At 46.1% G+C, this 23,378-nt stretch carries 20 protein-coding genes; 16 read left to right on the top strand and 4 right to left on the bottom strand.

Annotated features, from left to right (window positions below; all coding sequences use genetic code 11):
- Positions 1–28: 28 nt before the first annotated feature.
- The 8 genes from BFN00_RS09960 to BFN00_RS09995 all read left to right on the top strand — a co-directional run bounded on the left by BFN00_RS09960 (position 29) and on the right by BFN00_RS09995 (position 8,256).
- On the top strand, positions 29–799 hold the full coding sequence (locus BFN00_RS09960) for an enoyl-CoA hydratase-related protein (protein ID WP_071851419.1): 771 nt from the start codon (positions 29–31) through the stop codon (positions 797–799).
- Positions 799–1,590, top strand: coding sequence for a 2-(1,2-epoxy-1,2-dihydrophenyl)acetyl-CoA isomerase PaaG (gene paaG / locus BFN00_RS09965; RefSeq protein WP_004279188.1), 792 nt, complete (start codon positions 799–801; stop codon positions 1,588–1,590). The genes BFN00_RS09960 and paaG overlap by 1 nt, the downstream gene beginning before the upstream one ends.
- Before the next feature lie 3 nt (positions 1,591–1,593).
- On the top strand, positions 1,594–3,147 hold the full coding sequence (locus BFN00_RS09970; RefSeq protein WP_071851421.1) for a 3-hydroxyacyl-CoA dehydrogenase: 1,554 nt from the start codon (positions 1,594–1,596) through the stop codon (positions 3,145–3,147).
- Positions 3,148–3,158: 11 nt separating this feature from the next.
- The gene (gene pcaF, locus BFN00_RS09975) at positions 3,159–4,370 is read left to right on the top strand and encodes a 3-oxoadipyl-CoA thiolase (protein ID WP_071851423.1); all 1,212 of its coding nucleotides are present in this window, start codon (positions 3,159–3,161) and stop codon (positions 4,368–4,370) included.
- A 60-nt stretch (positions 4,371–4,430) separates the two neighbouring features.
- Positions 4,431–5,723 carry a phenylacetate--CoA ligase PaaK gene (gene paaK, locus BFN00_RS09980; RefSeq protein WP_005247155.1) on the top strand — a complete coding sequence of 431 codons (1,293 nt, stop codon included), beginning with the start codon at positions 4,431–4,433 and terminating at the stop codon, positions 5,721–5,723.
- A 63-nt stretch (positions 5,724–5,786) separates the two neighbouring features.
- Complete coding sequence (paaX, locus tag BFN00_RS09985) at positions 5,787–6,725, top strand: phenylacetic acid degradation operon negative regulatory protein PaaX (RefSeq protein WP_071851425.1); 939 nt, start codon at positions 5,787–5,789, stop codon at positions 6,723–6,725.
- A gap of 31 nt (positions 6,726–6,756) precedes the next feature.
- Positions 6,757–7,365: a DapH/DapD/GlmU-related protein gene (locus BFN00_RS09990; RefSeq protein WP_071851427.1), complete on the top strand. Its 609-nt coding sequence runs from the start codon at positions 6,757–6,759 to the stop codon at positions 7,363–7,365.
- A gap of 129 nt (positions 7,366–7,494) precedes the next feature.
- Positions 7,495–8,256 (top strand): class I SAM-dependent methyltransferase, encoded by a 762-nt coding sequence (locus BFN00_RS09995; RefSeq protein ID WP_004646067.1) that lies wholly within the window; start codon positions 7,495–7,497, stop codon positions 8,254–8,256.
- Positions 8,257–8,316: 60 nt separating this feature from the next.
- Here BFN00_RS09995 and BFN00_RS10000 read toward each other — a convergent pair whose 3' ends face one another.
- On the bottom strand, positions 8,317–9,126 hold the full coding sequence (locus BFN00_RS10000) for a cytochrome C assembly family protein (RefSeq protein ID WP_004730673.1): 810 nt from the start codon (positions 9,124–9,126) through the stop codon (positions 8,317–8,319).
- Positions 9,127–9,264: 138 nt separating this feature from the next.
- On the opposite strand from BFN00_RS10000, the gene ffh reads away from it, so the two are divergent.
- The 3 genes from ffh (at position 9,265) to BFN00_RS10015 (ending at position 12,137) form a co-directional block, all read left to right on the top strand.
- Positions 9,265–10,671, top strand: coding sequence for a signal recognition particle protein (ffh, locus tag BFN00_RS10005; protein WP_005247147.1), 1,407 nt, complete (start codon positions 9,265–9,267; stop codon positions 10,669–10,671).
- A 150-nt stretch (positions 10,672–10,821) separates the two neighbouring features.
- Positions 10,822–11,394 (top strand): RBBP9/YdeN family alpha/beta hydrolase, encoded by a 573-nt coding sequence (locus tag BFN00_RS10010; protein ID WP_005095930.1) that lies wholly within the window; start codon positions 10,822–10,824, stop codon positions 11,392–11,394.
- A 137-nt stretch (positions 11,395–11,531) separates the two neighbouring features.
- Positions 11,532–12,137 (top strand): RBBP9/YdeN family alpha/beta hydrolase, encoded by a 606-nt coding sequence (locus tag BFN00_RS10015; RefSeq protein WP_071851429.1) that lies wholly within the window; start codon positions 11,532–11,534, stop codon positions 12,135–12,137.
- Here the strand turns inward: BFN00_RS10015 and BFN00_RS10020 are convergent.
- On the bottom strand, positions 12,091–12,831 hold the full coding sequence (locus tag BFN00_RS10020) for a type III pantothenate kinase (RefSeq protein ID WP_004730667.1): 741 nt from the start codon (positions 12,829–12,831) through the stop codon (positions 12,091–12,093). The two genes, BFN00_RS10015 and BFN00_RS10020, sit on opposite strands and share 47 nt — an antisense overlap.
- Positions 12,832–12,845: 14 nt before the next feature.
- The gene (locus BFN00_RS10025) at positions 12,846–13,601 is read right to left on the bottom strand and encodes a biotin--[acetyl-CoA-carboxylase] ligase (protein WP_071851432.1); all 756 of its coding nucleotides are present in this window, start codon (positions 13,599–13,601) and stop codon (positions 12,846–12,848) included.
- A gap of 27 nt (positions 13,602–13,628) precedes the next feature.
- Between BFN00_RS10025 and BFN00_RS10030 the strand changes: the two genes are divergently transcribed.
- The 5 genes from BFN00_RS10030 (at position 13,629) to ligA (ending at position 21,908) form a co-directional block, all read left to right on the top strand.
- Complete coding sequence (locus tag BFN00_RS10030; protein ID WP_071851435.1) at positions 13,629–14,432, top strand: sulfite exporter TauE/SafE family protein; 804 nt, start codon at positions 13,629–13,631, stop codon at positions 14,430–14,432.
- Positions 14,433–14,632: 200 nt separating this feature from the next.
- Positions 14,633–15,328 (top strand): GntR family transcriptional regulator, encoded by a 696-nt coding sequence (locus tag BFN00_RS10035; protein ID WP_004279202.1) that lies wholly within the window; start codon positions 14,633–14,635, stop codon positions 15,326–15,328.
- Between the two features lie 11 nt (positions 15,329–15,339).
- Positions 15,340–18,792 carry a chromosome segregation protein SMC gene (gene smc / locus BFN00_RS10040; protein ID WP_071851437.1) on the top strand — a complete coding sequence of 1,151 codons (3,453 nt, stop codon included), beginning with the start codon at positions 15,340–15,342 and terminating at the stop codon, positions 18,790–18,792.
- 1 nt (position 18,793) lies between these two features.
- Positions 18,794–19,759 (top strand): cell division protein ZipA C-terminal FtsZ-binding domain-containing protein, encoded by a 966-nt coding sequence (locus BFN00_RS10045; protein WP_071851439.1) that lies wholly within the window; start codon positions 18,794–18,796, stop codon positions 19,757–19,759.
- A 109-nt stretch (positions 19,760–19,868) separates the two neighbouring features.
- Entirely contained in the window at positions 19,869–21,908 is a 2,040-nt protein-coding gene (ligA, locus tag BFN00_RS10050) for an NAD-dependent DNA ligase LigA (RefSeq protein ID WP_071851490.1), read from the top strand.
- A 70-nt stretch (positions 21,909–21,978) separates the two neighbouring features.
- Here ligA and BFN00_RS10055 read toward each other — a convergent pair whose 3' ends face one another.
- A complete protein-coding gene (locus BFN00_RS10055; protein ID WP_071851441.1) occupies positions 21,979–23,046 on the bottom strand; it encodes an SDR family oxidoreductase in 1,068 nt (355 codons plus the stop codon).
- Positions 23,047–23,378 lie beyond the last annotated feature (332 nt).

Below are 23,378 nucleotides of genomic sequence, written 5' to 3' on the forward strand. Positions count from 1 at the left end.
CAGCACTGAGCACAGCAGGAGTTCAAGGATGACCTATATTAAAACCAGCTCACCAAAACCCGGCGTAGTCCTGATTGAGCTGAATCGCCCGGAAAAGCGCAATGCCCTAAATAATGCGACCTTGCAAGGTATTGCAGCTTGTTTACAGGACTTGGAAGCAGATGCTGCCGTGAAAGCCGTGGTCATTACCGGAAATACGCAATGCTTTGCTGCCGGTGCTGATTTAAATGAATTGGCGCAGTTAGATGTGGTCAGCATCCAGCAGGATCAGCGGCCACTGCTTTGGAAAAAAATTGATGAATTTTCCAAGCCTGTAATCATGGCGGTGAATGGTTATGCCTTTGGTGCAGGGTTTGAACTGGCTCTACATGGTGACATGATTTTAACTGGCGACAATGCCCAGTTTGCCTTGCCTGAAATTGGTTTAGGCATGTTGCCGGGCGCCGGTGGAACACAGCGCCTTGCCCGTCTGGTCGGTCAGCAATTAACGATGCGCTGGGCCATGACCGGTGAAATGATTTCGGCACAGACCGCATTGCAACATGGCATAAGCAGTCAGGTTTGTCCGACAGGACTGACCGTGCAATACGCACTGGAACTAGCGGAAAAAATTGCCAAGCAGGCACCGCTGGCCATTCGCGCCATCAAGCAATCTTTAAAGTCGATTCATGAAGTGACATTAAGTCAGGGACTGAAATTGGAACGTCAGCATTTTGTCTGGCTGGCGGCGACCCAAGATCGCCAAGAAGGCATCAATGCATTTTTACAAAAAAGAAAACCAGAATTTAGAGGTGTGTAATGGATTATCAAACAATTATTGTCGAAGAAAAAAATGCAGTGGGCTACCTGACCTTTAACCGTCCAAAACAGCTCAACAGTTTTAATGAAACCATGCATCAGGAAGTCTCTAAAGTCATCAAGGCCTGGGCCAAAGACAGCCAGATTCGTGCCGTAGTGATTTCAGCAGAAGGTCGTGGTTTCTGTGCTGGTCAGGATCTGAATGATCGTGTGGTCGATCCGAATGCCGATGCACCGGACTTAGGCCTGTCGATTGAAAAATACTACAACCCTTTGATCAAGCTGATTACCGAAATGCCTAAACCCGTGATTTGTGCGGTGAATGGTGTGGCAGCAGGGGCAGGCGCCAATATTGCCCTGGCGTGTGACATTGTGGTGGCAGCAAAATCAGCCTCATTTATTCAAGCCTTCTGCCGTCTTGGTTTGGTGCCAGATTCAGGCGGTACCTGGTTCCTGCCGCGTCTGGTCGGCCGTGCCCAAGCGATGGGTCTTGCCATGCTTGGCGATAAAATTCCGGCTGAGCGCGCAGTACAACTCGGCATGATCTGGCAAGTGGTTGAAGATGAGCAATTGCAGGCAGAAGCGAAAAAACTGGCAGAGCATCTGGCGCAGCAACCGACCTATGGTCTGTCCCTGATCAAAAAAGCCATTCATGCCGCAGCAGAAAACAATTTGGATGAGCAGCTCATTTTGGAACGTGATTTACAGCGTCTGGCCGGACGTTCAAGTGATTATAAAGAAGGTGTACAAGCCTTTATGCAGAAGCGTACCCCTGAATATAAAGGATGCTAAATCATGCAACAGATCAATTTAGAGCAAGTCAAAGTTGCTGTGGTCGGTGCTGGAACCATGGGGATTGGCATTGCACAACTGGCAGCCATGCACGGGCATCCGACCTATGTGTTTGATCTCGATCGCAGCAAAGTTCAGAGTGCCCTAACTGCTTTAGAGGCGCAGCTCAGCAAGCGCGTACAAAATGGCAAAATGACCCAGCAATTGCTGGAGAGTACCTTCGCTAATCTGATCGTGGCAGAGGATATTCAGCAGCTTGCTGATGCGGGCTTGATTATTGAAGCCATTGTCGAGAAGAAAGAAGTGAAGCAAAACCTGTTTCAACAGCTTGCTGTTATTTGCCCGGAACAGACGATTTTTGCGTCCAATACTTCCTCTATTTCCATTACTGCAATTGCCTCGGCGATTCCGCATCCGGAACGAGTGATTGGGCTGCATTTCTTTAATCCGGCCCCCGTGATGAAACTGGTCGAAATTATCCGCGGACTGAAAACCTCAGAAACTATTGCAGATGCTGTATTTGAGCTAATGAAGGGCTGGAACAAAGTTCTAGTCAGAGCCAAATCGACGCCCGGTTTTATCGTCAATCGTGTCGCGCGACCTTATTATGCCGAAGCCTTTCGCGCCTTGCAGGAAAATGCTACCACCCCGGAACAGCTCGATTACATCATGCGCGAATGTGGCCGTTTTGCCATGGGACCGTGTGAACTCACCGACCTGATTGGTCAGGATGTGAATTTCTCGGTCACGCAAAGTGTCTATCAGGAATTTTTCTATGAGCCACGCTACCGCCCATCCTTGATTCAAAAAGAGCTGGTCGATGCCGGCTGTTATGGCCGCAAGTCCGGTCAGGGTTTTTATGATTATACGCAGTCCCAGCCTGCCCCTGTATATGAATTGCCAGTGTGTTATGCCAAGTCGCTGAATAAGCTCAAAGTCACGATAAAAGGTGAATGGCTGCATTCAGCAGCACTGATTGAACGTTTAAAACAGGCCTCTCATGTGGAGCTGAGTTTTCAGGCGGCAGAACAGAATGAAATCCTGATTGGTGATCTTTCCCTGCGATTATCGCTCGGCGAGTCGGTTGAACTGGCTTATCCGCATGAGCCTGTGGTGTTGATGGATTGGCATGCAGATTGGGAAAATGCCCAATCGATTCCAGTCGTTGCATCACCAGCATGTAGTGCTGAACAACGCCAGGCAGTGGAGCTATTCCTCATAGGTATGGATATGATACCTATTTGGTCTAAGGATCATCCCGGTCTTTATGTTATACGTAGTATTGCCATGTTGGTGAATGAAGCCTGTGAAGCGGTACTGCATGATACCGCATCAGAACAAGATATTGATTCTGCTATGAAATATGGTGTGAATTATCCTTGTGGTCCATTCGAATGGGCAGATAAAATTGGATATTACACAATTTTACAAATTTTAGAAAATATGTATCGTATTTATGGTGAAGACCGCTATAGAACTAGTATATATTTAGCAAAGAAAGCGGTGCAGGGATATGCACAGAAAACTCAGCAGCAACCATTACGTGTTGCTGGCTAAAAGGAAGAATCATGGAACAGGTTTATATTTTTGATGGAATTCGCACCCCGATCGGACGCTATGCCGGTGGACTGAGCAGCATTCGTGCTGATGATCTGGCAGCGCTACCGGTTCAATATCTGAAAGATCAGCATCCGGCCTTGCCATGGGCAGAACTGGATGAAGTGATCCTAGGCTGTGCCAATCAGGCCGGTGAAGATAACCGCAACGTGGCGCGTATGGCTGCTTTACTCGCAGGGTTGCCTGAATCTGTTCCAGCGCTCACCGTGAACCGCTTATGTGCTTCAGGTCTGGATGCCATTGGACTGGGAGCACGTGCCATCAAATCGGGTGAAGCACAATTTGTTTTGGCGGGTGGCGTAGAATCCATGAGCCGAGCGCCTTTCGTGCAATCCAAACCTACGACTGCCTTTAGCCGTACCCCTGAAATTTATGACACCACCATTGGCTGGCGTTTTATCAACCCAAAATTTAAAGCACAGTTTGGCGTTGACAGCATGCCGGAAACGGCCGAAAACGTCGCTGAAAAGTATCAGATTAGCCGTGCAGACCAGGACCTGTTTGCCTATCACAGCCAACAGAAAACCGCAGTAGCCCAGCAGAAGGGTATTTTTGCCGAAGAAATTCTGCCAGTCGAGGTCAAAGGTCCGAAGAAAAGCACTCTGACCATTTCCCAAGATGAGCATCCGCGCGCAGAGACGACGCTGGATAATCTGGCCGCCTTAAAAACCCCATTTCGTAAAGAAGGCGGCTCAGTCACCGCTGGCAATGCTTCGGGTGTCAATGACGGGGCGGCTTGCGTATTACTTGGGAATCAGCAGTTTGCCGAGCAGTATGGTTTGAGCCCGAAAGCTAAAGTGATCGGGATGGCCAGCGCCGGTGTCGAAGCTAAATATATGGGTATTGGGCCGGTTCCAGCGGTACAGAAAGTGCTGAAACAGACTGGCCTGAGTCTGGAGCAGATGGACGTGATTGAGCTAAATGAAGCATTTGCAGCGCAATCGCTGGCCGTGATTCGTGAACTCGGCTTGCAAGACGATGATTCCAGAATTAACCCGAATGGCGGTGCCATCGCTTTGGGTCATCCGCTGGGTATGAGTGGCACCCGTTTGGTGATCACGGCCATGAAAGAATTAAAACGTCGTAATGGCAAATATGCACTGTGCACCATGTGTGTCGGTGTGGGTCAAGGTGTTGCACTGGTTTTAGAAAATATGGATTAAACACATCATTCAATCAATGAATTAAACCGTGGTCAGGAAGACTGCGTCAGGAGTAAGAATATGAATAACAATGCAATGGAAAAAATTGAAAAAGTATCGGTTGATGAGCTACGCAGTGTTCAGCTACAGCGTATGAAAAAGACGTTGCAACATGCTTATCAGAACAGTCCGGTTTATAAAAAGAAATTTGATGATGCTGGCGTGCATCCAGACGATTTTAACTCTTTGGAAGACCTGGCCAAATTCCCGTTTACCACCAAACAGGATTTACGCGATAACTATCCGTTTGGCATGTTCGCTGTGCCACAGGAACAGATTGTACGTGTGCACGCATCTTCTGGCACCACTGGTCAGCCAACCGTGGTGGGTTATACCCAAAATGATATTAATGTCTGGTCAGATGTAGTGGCGCGTTCATTACGTGCAGCCGGCTTGAGCAGTAAAGATATCATCCAGGTCTCTTATGGTTATGGTCTGTTTACGGGTGGTTTAGGTGCGCATTATGGCGTTGAACGCCTGGGTGCAACCGTGATTCCAATGTCTGGCGGACAAACCGATAAACAGGCGCAACTGATTCATGACTTTAAACCGACAGCACTGATGGTCACGCCATCTTACTGCCTGAACATTATTGAAGCGCTTGAGAAGAAATTTGGCACAGCTAAAAACTGTTCGATTAAAACCGGTGTGTTTGGTGCAGAGCCATGGACCAATGAAATGCGCAAGGAAATCGAAGAACGTCTGGGTATTGATGCGCTGGATATTTATGGCTTATCTGAAGTCATGGGACCGGGCGTCGCAATGGAATGTCTGGAATCCAAAGATGGCCCAACCATCTGGGAAGATCATTTCTATCCTGAAATTATCCATCCGGAAACTGGCGAAGTGCTGCCAGATGGCGAACTGGGTGAACTGGTATTTACCACCATTACTAAAGAAGGCATGCCGGTGATCCGTTACCGTACCCGCGACCTGACCCGTTTATTGCCAGGCACGGCACGCACCATGCGCCGTATGGACAAGATTGTGGGCCGCAGTGATGACATGATGATTATTCGTGGAGTCAATGTATTCCCATCGCAGATAGAAGAGCAGATTTTACAGATCCAGCAACTGATTCCGAACTACCAAATCCAGATTTGCAAACAGGGACATCTGGATACATTGCATATCCGTACCGAAATGCGTAAAGATAGCAGCGACATTATGGCGCACCAGCTGGCAACTCAGCTTAAGGGCCAGATTAAAACCATGGTCGGAATCACTGTAAGTGTCGAAGTATTGCCTGAAGGAAGCCTGCCACGCTCTGAAGGTAAGGCACAGCGCGTTTTTGATATCCGCAAGTCTGCATGAAGTACTATTGGATGATAGCCAAATGGTCTATCATCCAGTTTCTATAAGGTAAAGTTAAACGCAATGAATCCGAAATTAAAACAAATAATTGATGACTTTATTCAAACTGAAGCACTCAGCGGAACCTCATTAATCATGACCATCTTCGGTGACTGTATTTTTCACCGCGGTGGCATTATCAGTCTGGCCAGCCTGATTCAGCTCATGGATGTCTTCGGATTTAATGAACGATCGGTACGGACCGCTGTATTCCGTCTGGTCCAAAATGGCTGGCTGATGTCTGAAAAAATTGGTCGCACCAGCTATTATCGCGTCACTGAAAGTAGTCGTCAGCGTTTTATTATGGCAGATCAAAAAATTTATAGTTTTCAGCATACCGAATGGGATCAGAAATGGGATCTGGTGCTACTCAGTTCGGTGGAACTGGACAATAAACTGGTTCTGAAAAAAGAACTGGAATGGCTAGGCTTTGCCAATATCGCCACCAATGTCATGGCCTATCCGGGCTGTGATCATCAGAAACTGCAAAACCTGCTGCTAAACCTGAAAATGACCGATCAGGTCGTGGTGTTTAAGGCCGAAACCTTGCAGCTCTGGCAGGAATCCTATCCAACCGTGAAACGCATGGTCGCCACCAACTGGCCGGTACAGGAACTGCATCAGCGCTATGAAAAATTCATTGCAGATTTCCGGGAATTCTTTCATCTGGTGGAACAGGAAGATGAACTGGATCCGGTTCAGGCTTTTCAGTTGCGAATTTTGCTGATTCATCAATTTCGCCGGATTTTATTAAAAGATCCGAATCTGCCTTTTGAATTATTGCCATCCAACTGGCTTTCCCTGAATGCTCGTAATCTTAGCAGTAATTTATATCAAACCGTGGTTGCGGCAGGGGATGAGTTTTTTATGGAGATCGCCCGAACTTCGGAAGGTTCGATGCCGCCGGTACATCCACAATTCTATAAACGCTTTGGCGGTTTGCGACTGGAAGCCGTCAGCTAATCTAATTCTGCATTTTTAAAGGAATAAAATAATGCCGTGTTATGCCATTGATGGTGTGATTCCTGTGGTCAGCCCTCGTGCTTATGTACATCCACAAGCCGTTCTGATCGGGGATGTGGTGATTGAAGAGGGCGTATATATCGGGCCTTTCGCAACTTTAAGAGCCGACTTTGGCGGGATTCACATCCAGAAAAATGCCAATGTTCAGGATTCCTGTACCATTCATGGCTTTCCCGGCAATGTCACGCTGGTCGAAGAATATGGTCATATCGGACACGGCGCGATTTTACATGGCTGTATCATTCGTAAAAATGTATTGGTCGGCATGAACAGCGTGATTCTGGATGAAGCCGAGATTGGTGAAAATACCATTATCGGTGCCAATAGCACGGTTAAAGCCAAAGCTCAGATCCCGGAAAATTCATTGGTGCTCGGTAGTCCAGCGCGGGTTATCCGTCCTTTGGACACCAAAGAAATCGCCTGGAAAAGCAAGGGAACGCAGGAATATATTCAGCTGACAGAGCGCTGCTTGTCCTCCATGCAGGAAGTCAATCCTTTAACGGAAGTCTCCGCAGACCGGCTGAGCTACAAAGCCTTCAAGGCAGAGTATCAGATCAAGCAGAATAGCTTGAATGACTAAGTCAAGAACATGATTCTATTCATTGGATGAATTCTGCATTTTAAAAACAGGAAGTGACTGAAACCAAATTCCAACTGCATTCCCTGACTGGCTATTTAGACTGAAATAAAACTGGTCTGGAAAGCATATATGGAAAACAGGGAATTTAAAGATCATTTCTCCCAGCAATCACAGGATTATGCCTTGTTTCGTCCGCATTATCCGGATGCATTGGGAAAGCTATTGGCAGAGCTGTCACCAAGTACTAAATTGGCTGTAGATGTCGGCTGTGGTTCTGGACAGCTTTCAGAAGTTTTGGCGAATTACTTTGATCAGGTGCTTGCTATTGATGCGAGTAGTGAACAGATTGCCCAAGCCAAACCGCATCCAAAAATTCAGTATGGTCAGGCGCTCGCTGAAGAGATCCCGTGTGCTGACCATAGTATTGATCTGATTTCGGTGGCTCAAGCAGCGCATTGGCTGAATCTCGAAAAATTCTACGCAGAAGTTCGCCGGATTGCTAAACCCAATGCCATTCTGGCTTTAATTAGCTATGGCGTGTTCAGTGTGGATGAGCCACATCTGGATCATTATTTTAAGCATTTTTATAAGGTGACACTCGCACTGTACTGGCCACCTGAACGTCGCCATGTAGATGAAGGATATAAAAATCTCCCATTTCCATTTCAGGAAATGGTGATTCAGCCACCGGTATTACAGGTTGAATGGAATTTTTATCAGTTAATTGGTTATATGAGTACTTGGTCAGCCGTGAAAGCAGCCACTCAAGCACTTGGACATAATCCATTAAATGCACTGGCAGATGCCTTATTGCCAGAATGGGAAGATCCAGAATTGCCTAGAGTGATTCGCTGGCCATTGTCAGTGCGTGCGGGGCGTATAATCGTTTAAAAAAATATTAGAGCTAGAATCTGTTTATTGAACAATGAATTGAATATTCACGGCTCAGAATTATCGCCCTAGAATCATTTCCAGCACAAATTTAGAACCAATAAAACCCAGTGCCAGCAAGCCAAAACCGAGTAGGGTAAAGCGCACAGCTTTTTGGCCACGCCAGCCAAACTTCCAGTGTCCAATTAATAGTGAACCGTAAACAAGCCAGGAAATGATACTGAACGCCGTTTTATGTGCCAGATGCTGAGCAAAGAAATTGTCGATAGTAAAAAAGCCAAAGCCCAAAGCGAGGGTAAGTAAAACAAAACCGGTCATCAGCATATCAAACAGCAATGATTCCATGTCTTGATAAGAGGGTAGCAAACTGACCCAAACGCGGCGTTTTTGCTTCTTTTTCAGCTCACGATCCTGAAAGCGTAAAATTACGGCCTGAATGGTCGCCATGAGCAATACCGCATAAGCAGACAAAGACAGGATAATATGAATATCCAGACCCAAAGAGTTTTGTGTGATGATTTTTGCAGGCTGAGTAAACGCAAAGCCAAGAATTAATCCGGTCGCAGCCACCGGAATCCCGATCAGGTTCAGGGCAATAATCGGACGATAAGTGCTGTAAATAATGCTGAGTAACAGCATCAGACCAGAGGTAAAGGAAAACAGGGCAAAGACATCATAATTGATGCCCAGCGGGGTATGCATATCGCCATATAAAACCAGCGCATGCAAGCCCAGTCCAAGCAGTGCGGTTAGCGAGACAAACCATTGATTAGGAGCACGTTTAGACATTAAATGAATGAACAGATACCAGAAGGAAGCGGTATAAGCGACTAATGCTAAGATCGTATAAACCAAGGGGAGGCTAACCATGTCAAACCTTTTTAAGGGTGATGAATATTCATTTATATAAATTCGCTGCGAACTACAGTATCCTATAGCATTCTATGCATAAATTTTCTATTTTAAGAAACAATTTTTTGCTCATGGCTATTTTAAGCGGATTTTGCAATGTTTGATACCTTAACAGAACGACTCACGCAGAGTTTAAGAAATGTTACTGGCTCAGGGCAGCTAACCGAAGACAATATTAAAGATACGTTACGTGAAGTGCGTATGGCGCTTCTTGAGGCCGATGTTGCGTTACCTGTAACTCGTGAATTCATCGCGAAAGTTAAGGAAGAAGCATTGGGCCAGGAAGTGATGACTCAGTTATCTCCTGGGCAGGCTTTTGTCAAAATCGTTCATGACGAATTGACCAAAATGATGGGCGAGGCCAATGAAAGCCTCGACCTCGCTGCAAAACCACCTGTGGTTGTCCTGCTGGCAGGCTTGCAGGGTGCAGGTAAAACAACAACTGCAGCGAAACTTGCACGCTTCTTACAAGAACGTCAAAAGAAAAAAGTCGCGATGGTCTCTGCCGATGTGTATCGTCCGGCTGCGATCAAACAGCTACAGACTGTCGCAGGTGAAGTCGGTGCGATTTTCCTAGAATCCAGCGCAGACGAAAAACCGATTACGATTGTGAATCGCGCGATTGAACAGGCAAAAATCCAGTTTGCCGATGTACTGATTGTCGATACGGCAGGCCGTTTGCATATCGATGATGACATGATGGGTGAAATCAAAGAGCTGCATGCAGCGATAAACCCGACTGAAACCCTGTTCGTGGTCGATGCCATGACCGGTCAGGATGCGGCAAACACCGCCAAAGCATTCAACGATGCCTTGCCTTTAACTGGTGTGATCCTGACCAAAACTGATGGTGATGCGCGCGGTGGTGCGGCATTGTCAGTACGCGCGATTACCGGTAAGCCAATCAAATTCTTGGGTATGGGTGAGAAACTCGATGCCTTGGAGCCATTCCATCCTGAGCGTGTCGCACAGCGTATTTTGGGTATGGGTGATGTACTTTCTTTGGTTGAAGAACTTGAACGCAAGGTCGACAAAGAAAAAGCCGAAAAAATGGCGAAAAAACTGCAAAAAGGCGGCAGCTTCAACTTTGAAGACATGTTGATGCAGTTTGAGCAGATGAACAAGATGGGCGGCATGATGGGCTTCCTGGACAAGCTTCCTGGCATGAGCAATGCCGGTCTGCAAGATGCGTTGGCGCAAGCCAATCCTGAAAAGCAGGTCAAGAAAATGGAAGCGATTATCCAGTCAATGACCTTGAAAGAGCGTCGTAATCCGGACTTGATGAACCCAAGCCGTAAAAAACGTATCGCAGCAGGTTGTGGTATGGAAGTGGCAGAAGTCAACAAGCTGATCAAGCAACATGCCCAAATGGCCAAGATGATGAAAAAATTTGCCAATCCATCCGGTATGGCAAAAATGATGAAGTCACTCGGCGGCTTGCAGAAACAGTTTGGCGGCGGCGGTGGCATGGGACCACTGTTCGGCGGCAATGACAAGAAATAAAATTCTGATTTAAAAAAGGCGCGAAATGCGCCTTTTTTATTATGTATCAATCAGAAAACCGGTTTAAACAAAACAACATTTACTTACCCAAAATAAAAATCCAATCAGGCAGACTCAGGAACATCAGCACAAAACAAAGAGAAATTTAAAATGGCTCAAGTGATCATCGTCCATGGTTATACTGCAAGCCCGGAAGAAAACTGGTTTCCATGGATTCAGGAAAAAGCCCAACAGGAAAATGTCAGCTTAAAAGTACTGCGACTTGACCCATCGACCACACCCAAGCTGGAGGTGTGGGACCAGCAAATGCGTGAGCAGATTGAGGGGATTGATGAAGACAGTATTTTTATCGGGCATAGCCTGGGAACTGTGGCTGTATTGCATTACTTATCCAGAGAATTAAAACAGCAAAAGATTCAGCAATTGGTATTGATCGCAGGATTTAATGGCCGCTTGGGTCGTTTAGATGAAGTAAACCCATTTATTGATGCCGCTGAGATCGATTTTGATCTGCTTAAACAGCAGGTGGCAGAACGTGTGGTGATTTATTCTGAAGGCGATGATCGGGTGGAGCCTGAATTTAGCCTGGAACAGGCAGACAGTCTGGATGCGATTGTGGTGAGTGCCAAGCATCAGGGACATTTTATCGATTCAGAAGGCTGTACCGACCTGCCAGAACTCTGGAAAGTGATTGAGCCTTATCTGATTAAAGCTGAATCTTAAGCAGGTTGTTGGATTCGTTCAATTTGCAAATTGAGTCTGAGATGGGATGCAAAAAGTTACTTGAATTTCATCTTCAGACTGTTTAATAGTATTTTTTGCCAAAGCACTTTGTGCTCAATTATAATAAGTAAAACACGATGAAAAATATAATCAACAAAGTCTATATCGTGCCTGATTATCAGGCCACCTCAAATGACCATTGGTATCCGTGGCTGAGTCGCCAACTCAAAAATGTCGGTGTTGATTCAAAACGGATTATGCTGGCCAATCCTTTTCAGCCTGATCTAGAAGAATGGCAGCAAAATCTGAAACTGCATATTCCACATCTGGATGAGCATACGTTTTTAGTTGCCCATGGCCTGAGTGGACTCAGTGTTTTAAGTTTTTTACAGCAACATTATCTCCAGCAGCACCGCAAGACCGGCGGCATCATTCTGGTCTCGGCCTTTGATACGCCCTTGGTGGCCTGGTCAGAACTGAATAAAATACTGCAGGCTGTGCGACTCGATCTGAAAAACTTGCCCTATAGCTATAAACGTGCGGTGATGCTGATTTCCAGTAATGATCCCTATGTGCCTGCACCGATTTCCTTGCGTTTAGCACATAGCTTGAATGCACAAATTTTTGAGATCAAAAAAGCCGGGCATTTTAATAAATCTGATGGGTTTGCCGAATTCCCTCAGTTGCTGGATATTATCAAACAGTGTCTGGCAAATGAGCTGCAAAATGCTGCAGGCCTTTAAGCAAAAGATCCGGTTCAATCCGGGGCTGATACTGAGCGAGATGCTGCGCAAATAGCGGGGCATCTCCACCGGTTAAAACCAACTGTGCTGGAAAATCATGTAGTACTTTCTCAATCGTGCTGAGCAGACCCAGTAGGATGCCATGATGAACAGCATCGATGGTGTTGCGTCCAGGATTGAGTTCAGAAAAAGCGGCATCCGGGATTTTAATGCCTTTGGTATTCTGAATCAGTGAATCACGTTGCAAGTACAGATTTGGCAGAATAAAACCACCCAAATGTTGTTGTCCTTGCGCCAGATCAATGGTCAGCGCCGTACCGCAACTAATCACACAATAATTTTCATGCGCTTGCGTCGCCACTGCAAGTACCTGTAACCAGCGGTCAATCCCCAGTTGCGAAGGTTCATCATAGCCACAGATCAGACCGGCATATTCTGCTTGTACCTGAGCAAAAATCACTGGAATATGTAGACTTTCTAAAATGCTGAGAATACGCTCATTATTGATTTTATCTTGGACAGAAGATAATCCCACCTGATGCAAGCCCAGCGCTTTGAAATGCTGGATCAGGCCAAGTAACAAATCAGCAGGAGACTGTAAATGTAATTCTGCTGCCTGTTCAATAATCTGATCATGCTCGGTAATCCAGTATTTAAGCCGGGTATTGCCGATATCCAACCATAATTTTTTCATTGCTGTATGCCTGTTCATCCACCGTGTTGAAGGCGGAGCTGTCCCTGATAAAAGGTCTGGATTCCCTGATCGGTCAAAATCTTGACTGCACCATCATCCTGAATCCCGAGAAAAGTACCGGAATATTGCCCTTGCACGTCAGTAAATTCAACCGTTTGTTGCATAAATGCAGCCGATCGATTGAAACGCGCCGCCAGGTTTTGACTGCCATAATTAAACCATTGCCCGGCTTGCTGAATCGCCAGATATAACTGGGCAATCAGCTCGACTCTTGAGGTATGTGATAATCCCAACTCGTTCAAGGAGCTAACCTGCTGATCTGGAAGGTCAGTGGGCAGAGGATCGATATTTAAACCTACACCGACCACCACCTGTGTAGATGAAATCGGCTCGACCAGAATGCCGCCCCATTTTCCGTGCAGGCTATACAGGTCATTCGGCCATTTCACCTGTAATTCCAGGCCTTTTAGACTGGGCATTTGCAGGATATTTAACGCAATTTCTAGCGCCAGACGACCATCGATGGGTTTTTGTGTATGCAGCAATGTGCTTAAATAGATGTTCCCTTCAGGTGAAATCCACTGACGTTGACGCTGTCCACGGCCTTGGGTCTGCACATGACTGCATACCAGAACCTGCTGTACCCCCTTCATTGCCAATTCGCGCACATCATCATTGGTCGATGTCGTAATCGGTTTGATGAGTAAGACTTCCGGGAGTTGGCCTGCATCGCTTAATCGTTGTTGCAGTTCACGAGTTTCTACATCCATTTGAATCTAAACGTGGTAAATATCGTTATGGAGTTAATCATATATTTATTGATTGGTGCAATTGCCGGATTCACCGCAGGCCTGTTTGGGGTCGGTGGTGGTTTGATTATTGTGCCGATCCTGTACATTGTTTTTACCCAGCTTCAGCACGATCCCAGCGTGATTATGCATATGGCGGTGGGCACTTCCTTGGCAACGATTATTGTGACTTCTATCAGTTCGGTGATGGCGCATCATCAGCGAGGGGCAGTACTATGGCCTGTGTTTCGTAATCTGGCGCCAGGTCTGATTATCGGTTCTTTCCTAGGTGCGGGGATTGCCGATTATTTATCTGGTCAGGGTTTGCAGTTAATGATTGGCTTTTTTGCGGTCTGGGTGGCATTTAGAATGTTCAAGGGAGCGCATATCCAGATTGATCCGAATCAAAAATTGCCTTCAACCCCGGTACAAATTGCTGCAGGTGGTGGAATCGGTGTGGCATCGGCGATCTTTGGGATTGGCGGGGGAAGTCTGACCGTCCCATTTCTGAATCGCTGCGGAATCGTGATGCAAAAAGCCGTAGCGACCTCTGCGGCTTGTGGATTGCCAATTGCAGTCGCAGGTGCGCTGGGTTTTATCTGGTTTGGTAAACAGGCGCAGGTCACCGTGCCAAATACTATTGGCTATATTCATATTTATGCCTTTATCGGTATCAGCATGATGAGTTTTTTCACGGCCAAGCTAGGGGCAAAAGTGGCACATCTGCTTTCACCGGCCGTATTAAAAAAATGTTTTGCTGCACTACTGACCACCGTCGGCCTGTATTTTATTTATCAAGGGTTTATGGCCTGATTTAAACCTTTTCGGTTGGACTGATGTACCGTATAAGGAGAATAGCTCACTATTCTCCTTTTTTATGGGCCTAAGTTGGCTATATAGACATAAGATTGTCTGACAATGTCAAAGTATTTATGGATAAAAACCCGTTTAATAGCAACATAGTCCAAATAAAGGGCTAAACCAGTATCCATAAAAATAAAGACAGGAACGGTATGCCATTAGAACAAGCGCACAGTTTGTCTGAGCAGATTGCCAAGCACATTAGCGAACAGATTATTCGCGGTGAACTGGTCGAAGGCGAACGTATACAGGAACTCAGGATTGCCTCAGAGCTTGATGTCAGTCGGGGTTCGGTTCGTGAAGCCCTGCTTTTGCTGGAACGCACCCAGCTGATTGAAATTTTCCCGCGCCGTGGGGCGATTGTCTCGGAAATGTCGGCCTTGCAGGTACGTGCCTTATTTGACATGACCTCATTATTGCTCGGGCAAATGGTGTATCGCATGGCGGAAACCTGGCGGGTGCATGAAGCTGAGCGCATTCAGCTATTATTAGAGCAATTGGAAGCAGAAACTCGCCAAGGACACACTGAAAAGTTTTATGATCTGATCTTTCAGGGCATGGCCCAGCAGCATGAGATGGTGGGGAATCCTTATCTGATGCGCTACTATCAGGAACTGCTGCCATCTTTACGTCGGAGCTATTTTCTGACCCTGAATATTTCCAGACGCGAGTTACAGGAATCTTTTGACTTATTTAAACTGGTCACTGAAGCAATTTTGATACGAAAAAGCCATCAGGCCACTTTATTTATGGAAGATTTTTGTCGACACTTGCGCAACCTTGTGTTGGAATCTCTGACACGGATGAAACAAATTGAACTCGCGTGGGCCAGACGCTCACGACGTTAAATCAGGACATTATGCGTTTAAGCAGTTTAAAACTTTCAGGCTTTAAATCTTTTGCCGACAGTACCACTTTGCATTTTAAAGATAATCGTACTGCGGTCGTGGGACCGAATGGTTGTGGTAAATCTAACGTCATTGATGCCATACGCTGGGTCATGGGCGAGTCCAGTGCGCGCCAGCTGCGTGGTGGCAGCATGCAGGACGTAATCTTTACCGGAACTGCGAAACGTAAACCGGTGGGCATGGCCAGTGTAGAACTGCGCTTTGACAATACCTATGGCAAGCTGGGCGGTGCTTATAATGCCTATAATGAACTGGCAGTACGCCGTCAGGTCAACCGCGATGGCAAGTCCGAATATTTCCTGAATGGCAGCAAATGCCGTCGTCGTGATATTACCGATATTTTCCTTGGTACCGGTCTTGGGCCACGTTCTTATGCGATTATCGAGCAGGGCATGATCAACCGTCTGGTCGATGCCAAGCCAGATGAAATGCGGGTTTATATTGAAGAAGCCGCGGGTGTATCACGCTATCAGGCGCGTCGCCGTGAAACGATGCTGCATCTGGATCACACCACACAAAACCTGTCGCGTCTGGGAGATATCGCCTCCGAACTGAAATCTCAGCTAAAAACCCTGAAACGTCAGTCGGAAAGTGCGATTCAATATAAAGAACTGGAAGGGCAGATACGTACCATCAAGATTGAAATTCTGTCTTTTCAATGTGAGCAGAGCCAGCGCTTACAAGAAGAATATACCCTTGAGATGAATATGCTCGGGGAAAATTTTAAGCTGGTGCGCTCTGAACTGACTACCGTTGAACATGATTTGGGCAGTACCAGTGAACTGTTTCAGCGTCTGATTCAGCAATCCACCCCTTTGCAAAGTGAATGGCAACAGGCCGAGAAAAAACTGGCTGAACTGGAAATGACCCTGCAACAAAAGCAGTCTTTGCTGGAGCAGAATTCCACCAGTCTGATCAAGTTGGAACAGCAAAAAGTCCAAACCAAAGAGCGTTTGCAGTTGATTGAACTGCAACTCGAAACCTTGCAGCAGCAACTTGAAGATCAGCAGGCACAATTGCAGCAGCAAGATGGTCAGAGTCAGGCGCAAAGCCAGAATCTGACTGAGCTTAAATCTCAATATAGCACTGTGGCAGCGCAATTTACCCAGATAAAAACCCAGGTTGAACAGCAGCAACAGCGTAAATTACAGATGTTGGCTCAAAGCGAGCAACTGGCAAAGAATATTGAGCGGATTGAACAGCAGAAACAGACGCTCCAACAGCAAAGTGCACAGATTCAGCAACAGGCGCAGCAAGATGAGCTGGAGCAGTATCAGGCAGACAAAGCCCAAGCTGAACAGCAAATCGTTGGCTATGAAATTCAATTAACAGATTTAAGAACTCAATTCGAGCAGATTCAGGAAGAGCAGGCGACCCAACAACAGCGCTTGATGCAGCTCAAATCTGAAATTCAGGTACTTCATTCAGAAAAGAAAAACCTGAGCCAATTACTGACCAAAGCTAACCCAAATGCCAAGAGTGATGCGGTCCAGTTGATGCATGTGCTTAAGCTCAATGATGCAGGCAAAGGACATGCCAGCCTGATCGAAAAGTTTTTGGCCAAGTGGCTGTCTGCCCAGATTCTGGCCGAGGGCGAGCACTTCCTTGAAGATTGTGCGCGTCAGTTAAAGCAACAGGCTGTTCAGAATAAAATTCAGATTGCCAATACGATGTGTCTGGCCGATTGGATTGAATCTCCACATTATTCACTGTGGCAACAAGTCGCGGTCGTAGATACATTAGCGCAAGCATTGCCTCTTCAAACTGAGCTATTACAAGGCCAGTCAATCCTAAGTCTGGATGGCTATCATGTTGGGTCAGACTGGGTCATTGCGCTGGACTATGATGAAGCCAGTCAGGCCGGACAAGGCGCATTGAGTCATCGAATCCGTCTGGATGAAATCGAGCAGCAGCTTGCGGAACTTGAACCTAAGTTTATGCAGCTGGAGCAGCAGTTACCTGAATTCGCCAATCAGGTTAAAGCTTTGCAAAATCAGATTCAGAGTATCAGCGAGCAGCAGAAACAAGCTCAAAAGCAGCTGCAGCAACTCGATGTCAATATTGCTAAAGTACAAAGTAGTGCACAGGCTTTTGCATTGCAAAAGCAGCAATTACAGCATCAGCTGCAACAACTGGATGAGCAGCTTGAAGAAGATGCCATGCAGAAAGATGATCTGGAAATTGACCTGCATGCCTTGAATATCAAGCTGGAACAGGCGTTACCAAATTATAAAACCCTACAATTCCAGCTGGAAGAATTGAGTGCTCAGCTGGATGACTCACAGCAGCTCAGTCAGCAAGCGCAGCAGGAACTAGAAGTGCTGCGTCGGCAAAATGTGCAAAGCCAGCAGCAGATTGAATTACTGGAAAAAGATCAGGTTTTCCTAAAAGAACAGTCTCAACAAATTACTGCACAAATCGAGCAAGCCAAGAAATTTGTCGATCCGGTACAGCTGGAATTACCTGCTTTACAGAGCCAGTTTAATGAACAGGCGCAGATCACTGAAAAGCTGCAAAAGACCTGGGCCGACTGGCAGATTGAATTAAATCAGGTGCAGAGCAAACAGCAGCAGCTGACCGAACAGCGTCACAGCTTCCAGCAGCAGGATGAAAAACTCCGCAGTACACTGGAAGAAAAACGTCTGGCCTGGCAGGCAGCCAAATCTGATTTGCAGCATTATTCTGAACAGCTGAAAGAATTGAATAGTGAAGTAATTTCCGGACTGAATATTGACCTTAAAGCACATCAGGCGAAACTGGAAAAAGCTCAGGCTCAGTTCGATAAACTTGGTGCAGTCAATCTGGCGGCTTCTGAAGAATATGAAGAAGTGTCAAAACGTTATGAGGAACTGAGTCACCAGATGCAGGATCTGGAAAATACGGTTGAACAGCTACAGGCCGCGATGAAGAGTATTGATCAGGAAACCCGTAAACTGTTTATGCACACGTTTGATCAGGTCAATGCTGAACTGCAAAACCTGTTCCCGAAAGTGTTTGAAGGCGGTGAGGCGAGTTTAAGCCTTGAAGATGGCTGGCAGTCGGGTGTAAAACTGATGGCCCGACCACCGGGTAAACGAAACAGCTCATTGGCCTTACTCTCTGGTGGAGAAAAGGCCTTAACCGCATTAGCATTGGTATTCGCGATTTTTCGCTTAAATCCGGCACCATTTTGTGTACTGGATGAAGTCGATGCACCGCTGGATGATGCCAATGTGGGACGCTTTTGTAATTTAGTTAAAGAGCTTTCTGAACACGTACAATTTATTTATATTACCCATAACAAACTTGCAATGATGATGGCGACTGATCTTTTAGGTGTAACCATGCCTGAACCGGGAACATCAAAATTAGTGACAGTTAATTTGGAACAGGCAAAAGAATACGGCCTAGCTGCGGAGGTATAATATGGAAATCACCACCATTATCGGGATTGTTATCGCAATTGTGATTATGCTGTTTGGTATAAGAATGCTGTTCAAAAAACCTGTAGAGGCTGTACCTTCACTGGATGCCAACCTGCATATCGACCCGGATAGCCAGACCCCGATCATTCCAAGGCATGTACGTTCTCAGTTGGCACAACAGGATGTCGAATCTGATCGTATCGAGCCAAGCTTGGGTATAGATGAACCGGCTCCTGAAAAGCCTTCCGCCTTTCGCAAGGCTGAATCAACTCCGGTTGAGCCAAAAGCAGTCGAAACTCCTGTAGCTGCCCCGTCAACAGAAGCTGAAGTAGTGGAAAAGTCGGTAGTCACGGCAGCAGATGTTCAACAGGTAGAAGCGGAACAGAAGAATAGCCAGATTGAAACCAAGGAAGAAATGCCTGAATTCAGCCTGAACAGCAACATCGAAAAAGCAGAAATTTCTGAATTTAATGATGAAAGTAGTATTCTGGATGCACATCTGCATGAGCAAAAAATAGTGGATGAAGAAAGTGCTTTGTCCAATGCTGAAACCATTATTTCTTTGCATATCTATCCGCAAGGCCGTGTACTTTCGGGTGATAAAACCTTGAAGGTTTTATTGAAATATGGCCTGCGTTATGGTGAATTGGCCTGTTTCCACCGTTATAGTGAAGATGGTTCAAAACTGCTGTTTTCGGTATTGCAAATGACCGATACCGGAATGGAAGGCTTTGATCTGGAAACCCTGTCGACTCAGGAAGTGAAAGGTCTGGCATTCTTCCTGGCTTTACCGCATAGCGATGTACAAAATGCGTTTGATACCATGGACAGTATTTCACGTTTGATTGCCCGTGAAGTCGATGGTCTGGTCTATGATCAGAACCAGCAGGAATTTACTCCACAATTACGTGAATTCTGGCGCCATCAGGCTATTGATTATCGTGCTGGACAAGGTACGGAAGTTTAAGGCTGCTTTGTTCAATCTCCAAGTTGAATCTGTAGACTGCAATTTTTATAATAGCCAAAAGCTGAATATTCTACAGGGCGGATTTTCCGCCCTTTTTTATGGTGAAATTATGACCCAAGATGCCACTGTCATTGCGCAAATGCGTCAACTGATTCAACTGCTTGCCAAGCATAACCATGCTTATTATGTGATGGATCAACCGAGCATTGAAGACAGTGAATATGATCAGCTCTTTCATCAGCTCAAAGCCTTAGAACAACAATATCCTGACCTGATCCAGTCCGATAGCCCGACAGATAAAGTGGGTGGGCAGGCGCTTTCAAAATTTGTGACCGTAACACACGCTGTGCCGATGCTGTCATTAGGCAATGTCTTTAATCAGGAAGATCTGCTGGCTTTTGCCCGCCGTATTGAAGAACGTTTGCCAAATCAAAAAATTGAATATGATGTGGAACTGAAATTTGATGGTCTGGCCATTTCACTCTGGTATGAGCATGGCGTATTGACGCGTGGGGTGACACGCGGCGATGGGGAAACCGGTGAAGACATCACCCAGAATGTCAGAACCATTCGCAACCTGCCGAAACTTTTATCTCCGGTGAATGGCATCATTCCCGATTTGTTGGAAGTCCGCGGCGAAGTGTTGATGCCGAAATCCGGTTTTGAAAAACTGAATGCAGCCAATGCCGCCAAAGGTGAAAAGACCTTTGCTAATCCGCGTAATGCTGCGGCAGGAAGTTTGCGTCAGCTGGACCCGAATATTGCTGCCTCGCGGCCATTGGCTTTTTATGCTTATGGGATTGCTCAGTGCGTGCCGCATCATGGACAAACCACTATGTCCGCCAGTCTGGAATGGTTACATCAGTTCGGTTTTGCGGTTGGCGAGCGTCACTTTATTTGTGACAGTATTCAGGACGTGCAAAAGGTCTATGAACAGATTATTGATGAACGTGCCAGTCTCAGTGTCGAAATCGATGGCATGGTAATCAAGGTCAATGACCTGAAACAGCAACAACAGCTTGGTTTCCTGAGCCGTGAACCGCGTTGGGCCACCGCCTATAAATTTCCGGCAGTTGCAGCACTGACCACAGTAGAAAATATTAACTGGCAAGTGGGTCGTACTGGAACATTGACGCCGGTTGCGCGTTTAAATCCAGTTGCTGTCGGTGGAGTAACAGTTTCCAATGTGACGCTGCATAATATCGGCGAAATTCACCGTCTGGATGTGCGTATTGGCGATACAGTTAGTGTTTATCGTAGTGGCGATGTGATTCCTAAAGTTGAAAAAGTCTGGCCGGAATTTCGCCCGGTTGATGCAGTTGAAGTGCATTTGCCTGAGCAATGTCCAGTCTGTGATTCACCCGTGGTGATGCCGGAAGGTGAAGCATTGGCCCGTTGCTCTGGCGAACTCTATTGTGCTGCGCAGCGGATCGAAACCATTCGTCACTTTGTGTCGCGTAAGGCCATGGATATCGAAGGGCTGGGTGATCGCTGGGTAGAGTCACTGCTACATCTAAATCTTTTAAAAGATGTCTCAGATATTTACCATCTGCATGAACATCGTGAGACTTTGCTCGGTATTGAAAAGATGGGCGCCAAATCGGTTCAGAATCTTTTGGATGCCATTGAAAACAGTAAAAAGACCACACTGGCTGCTTTTATCTATGCACTCGGTATTCGTGGGGTGGGTGAAACTACGGCGCGGATGCTGGCCAATACTTTCCAGACGCTGGATGCCTTGCGTCAGGCCGATCTGGAGGCTTTAAAGAAAACTCCGGATGTAGGTGATATCACTGCGGAATGGATTCTGGATTTCTTTCAGGCACCGCATAATCTGGAAGTTCTGGATCGTTTACTGGCTGCCGGTATTCACTGGGATGCACCGATCGCACCGACTCGTCAGCCGTTAAACGGCGAAAGCTGGGTGGTCACCGGGACTTTAAGCAGTATGGGACGAGATGATGCAACCCAGTTATTGCAAGCCTTAGGTGCACGAGTCAGTGGCAGTGTATCCAGCAAAACCAAATGTGTGGTTGCGGGTGAAAAAGCTGGCTCAAAACTGGATAAAGCAGAAAAACTTGGTATTCCAGTGATCAATGAACAACAGTTTATTGGCTTGATGCAAGACTATGGTCAGCTTGAAGCCTAAATCTCTGCACATTTCATGAAAGAATAAGAGTTAAAAAAGCCACCTTCAGGTGGCTTTTTGCATAAAAAGATTAAGGAATATATTTTTTCACAACACCATCATCGAGCAGCTGCTGGAAATGTTCTACCAGACTTTCTTTCACCGGACGATACTCAATACCGAGCTCATCTTTACTTTTCTGCGCATTAAAGAAAATTGGATAACCCATATTCAGTTCTACAAATTTGCGGCTAAAACCTGCTACAGGCCCGAACATTTTGAAGGCTGCCTTCGGCAATTGATTGCGCGGGAACGGAAACTTATTGCCAAAATGTGCCCGCAGAATTTGGCCCATTTCCAGCAGGCTCAAGCTTTCACTACAAATGATATAACGACCGTGCGCTTGCGGATTAAACGCAGCACGGATATGCGCTTCAGCAACATCCTGAACATCGACCACGCCATTCCACATCGGTGGAACGCCAAGTAAAGTCATACCATTGGCAAACTGTTGCAGGACTTCCACACTACCGGATTGGGTATTTGGCGTTAAGGATTGACCAAAAACCAGTGCAGGATTGATACAGACCAGATCCCAGCGATCCTGTGCTTCAGCCATTTCCCAGGCTTTACGCTCTGCCATGACTTTAGAATAAGGATAAGGCTGATGTGTGGCTGAACTGGTGGTATTCCAGCATGATTCATCAAAACTGTTATTTTCAGTTTGTAGAATATCAATGGCATCGCCATAGGTGGATGCGATACTCGATGTGACGATCACGCGTTTCACTGATTCGGTCTGATTGACACTATTCAGTACATTTTCAGTGCCTAATACCGCAGGTTCAATAATATCTTTGACTGCATCTTTATAGTTGGTGACCACAAAAGGTGAGGCCATATGAAAGACAATTTCACAACCTTGCATCGCCTGATCAAAGGAACCCGGGCTTAATAAATTGGCCTGAAATAACTTGAGAGTTCCCGGAGTGCTGTCGGCAATTTTTTCTAAATGGGCAAAGCTTTTACTTTTATTCAGGTCACGTACCGTGGCATGTACGGTATAGCCTTGCGTGAGTAATTTCTGGATAACCCAGCTGGCAATATAACCCGATGCACCGGTAACCAGAACAGGCGCTGTTGTTTGTGGATGTGTCATATCGGAACCGTTGTTGTTTTAAATTTGTGTGAATGATAAGCGAAATTTAAGCATGAAGTACGCCAATGCAGTGATGTTTATACAAAAAGAATGAATCTGTCTGGTCAAAATTAAGATTTACAAATTTTAACGCATGTGTTTATTTGCCAGTTTTAGGTTATTGCCAAGCGTAATGAAAATGCAAAGTGTTGTTTTATAAATGGGATTTCATTAAGAACGAAGTGTAAATGCAAGTATTTCTCATTTTAATTATATAAAAATCAAATATTTAACCATGGTTAAGCTTTGCAAATTTAATTGCTTTTCGCCATAATAGCAAAATATAGGTAGGG

Source organism: Acinetobacter sp. AR2-3, from assembly GCF_001878775.1.
Taxonomy (GTDB): Bacteria; Pseudomonadota; Gammaproteobacteria; order Pseudomonadales; family Moraxellaceae; genus Acinetobacter; species Acinetobacter lwoffii_D.

Bases quoted from the DNA above. Each gene is read 5' to 3' on its own strand.
- BFN00_RS10045 (WP_071851439.1), top strand. From the start codon at position 18,794: ATGGAAATCACCACCATTATCGGGATTGTTATCGCAATTGTGATTATG.
- BFN00_RS09990 (WP_071851427.1), top strand. From the start codon at position 6,757: ATGCCGTGTTATGCCATTGATGGTGTGATTCCTGTGGTCAGCCCTCGT.
- BFN00_RS09995 (WP_004646067.1), top strand. From the start codon at position 7,495: ATGGAAAACAGGGAATTTAAAGATCATTTCTCCCAGCAATCACAGGAT.
- BFN00_RS10015 (WP_071851429.1), top strand. From the start codon at position 11,532: ATGAAAAATATAATCAACAAAGTCTATATCGTGCCTGATTATCAGGCC.
- BFN00_RS10025 (WP_071851432.1), bottom strand. From the start codon at position 13,601: ATGGATGTAGAAACTCGTGAACTGCAACAACGATTAAGCGATGCAGGC.
- ffh (WP_005247147.1), top strand. From the start codon at position 9,265: ATGTTTGATACCTTAACAGAACGACTCACGCAGAGTTTAAGAAATGTT.
- BFN00_RS09970 (WP_071851421.1), top strand. From the start codon at position 1,594: ATGCAACAGATCAATTTAGAGCAAGTCAAAGTTGCTGTGGTCGGTGCT.
- BFN00_RS10020 (WP_004730667.1), bottom strand. From the start codon at position 12,831: ATGAAAAAATTATGGTTGGATATCGGCAATACCCGGCTTAAATACTGG.
- BFN00_RS10030 (WP_071851435.1), top strand. From the start codon at position 13,629: ATGGAGTTAATCATATATTTATTGATTGGTGCAATTGCCGGATTCACC.
- BFN00_RS10055 (WP_071851441.1), bottom strand. From the start codon at position 23,046: ATGACACATCCACAAACAACAGCGCCTGTTCTGGTTACCGGTGCATCG.
- pcaF (WP_071851423.1), top strand. From the start codon at position 3,159: ATGGAACAGGTTTATATTTTTGATGGAATTCGCACCCCGATCGGACGC.
- BFN00_RS10010 (WP_005095930.1), top strand. From the start codon at position 10,822: ATGGCTCAAGTGATCATCGTCCATGGTTATACTGCAAGCCCGGAAGAA.
- smc (WP_071851437.1), top strand. From the start codon at position 15,340: ATGCGTTTAAGCAGTTTAAAACTTTCAGGCTTTAAATCTTTTGCCGAC.
- BFN00_RS10000 (WP_004730673.1), bottom strand. From the start codon at position 9,126: ATGGTTAGCCTCCCCTTGGTTTATACGATCTTAGCATTAGTCGCTTAT.
- paaK (WP_005247155.1), top strand. From the start codon at position 4,431: ATGAATAACAATGCAATGGAAAAAATTGAAAAAGTATCGGTTGATGAG.
- BFN00_RS09960 (WP_071851419.1), top strand. From the start codon at position 29: ATGACCTATATTAAAACCAGCTCACCAAAACCCGGCGTAGTCCTGATT.
- BFN00_RS10035 (WP_004279202.1), top strand. From the start codon at position 14,633: ATGCCATTAGAACAAGCGCACAGTTTGTCTGAGCAGATTGCCAAGCAC.
- ligA (WP_071851490.1), top strand. From the start codon at position 19,869: ATGACCCAAGATGCCACTGTCATTGCGCAAATGCGTCAACTGATTCAA.
- paaX (WP_071851425.1), top strand. From the start codon at position 5,787: ATGAATCCGAAATTAAAACAAATAATTGATGACTTTATTCAAACTGAA.
- paaG (WP_004279188.1), top strand. From the start codon at position 799: ATGGATTATCAAACAATTATTGTCGAAGAAAAAAATGCAGTGGGCTAC.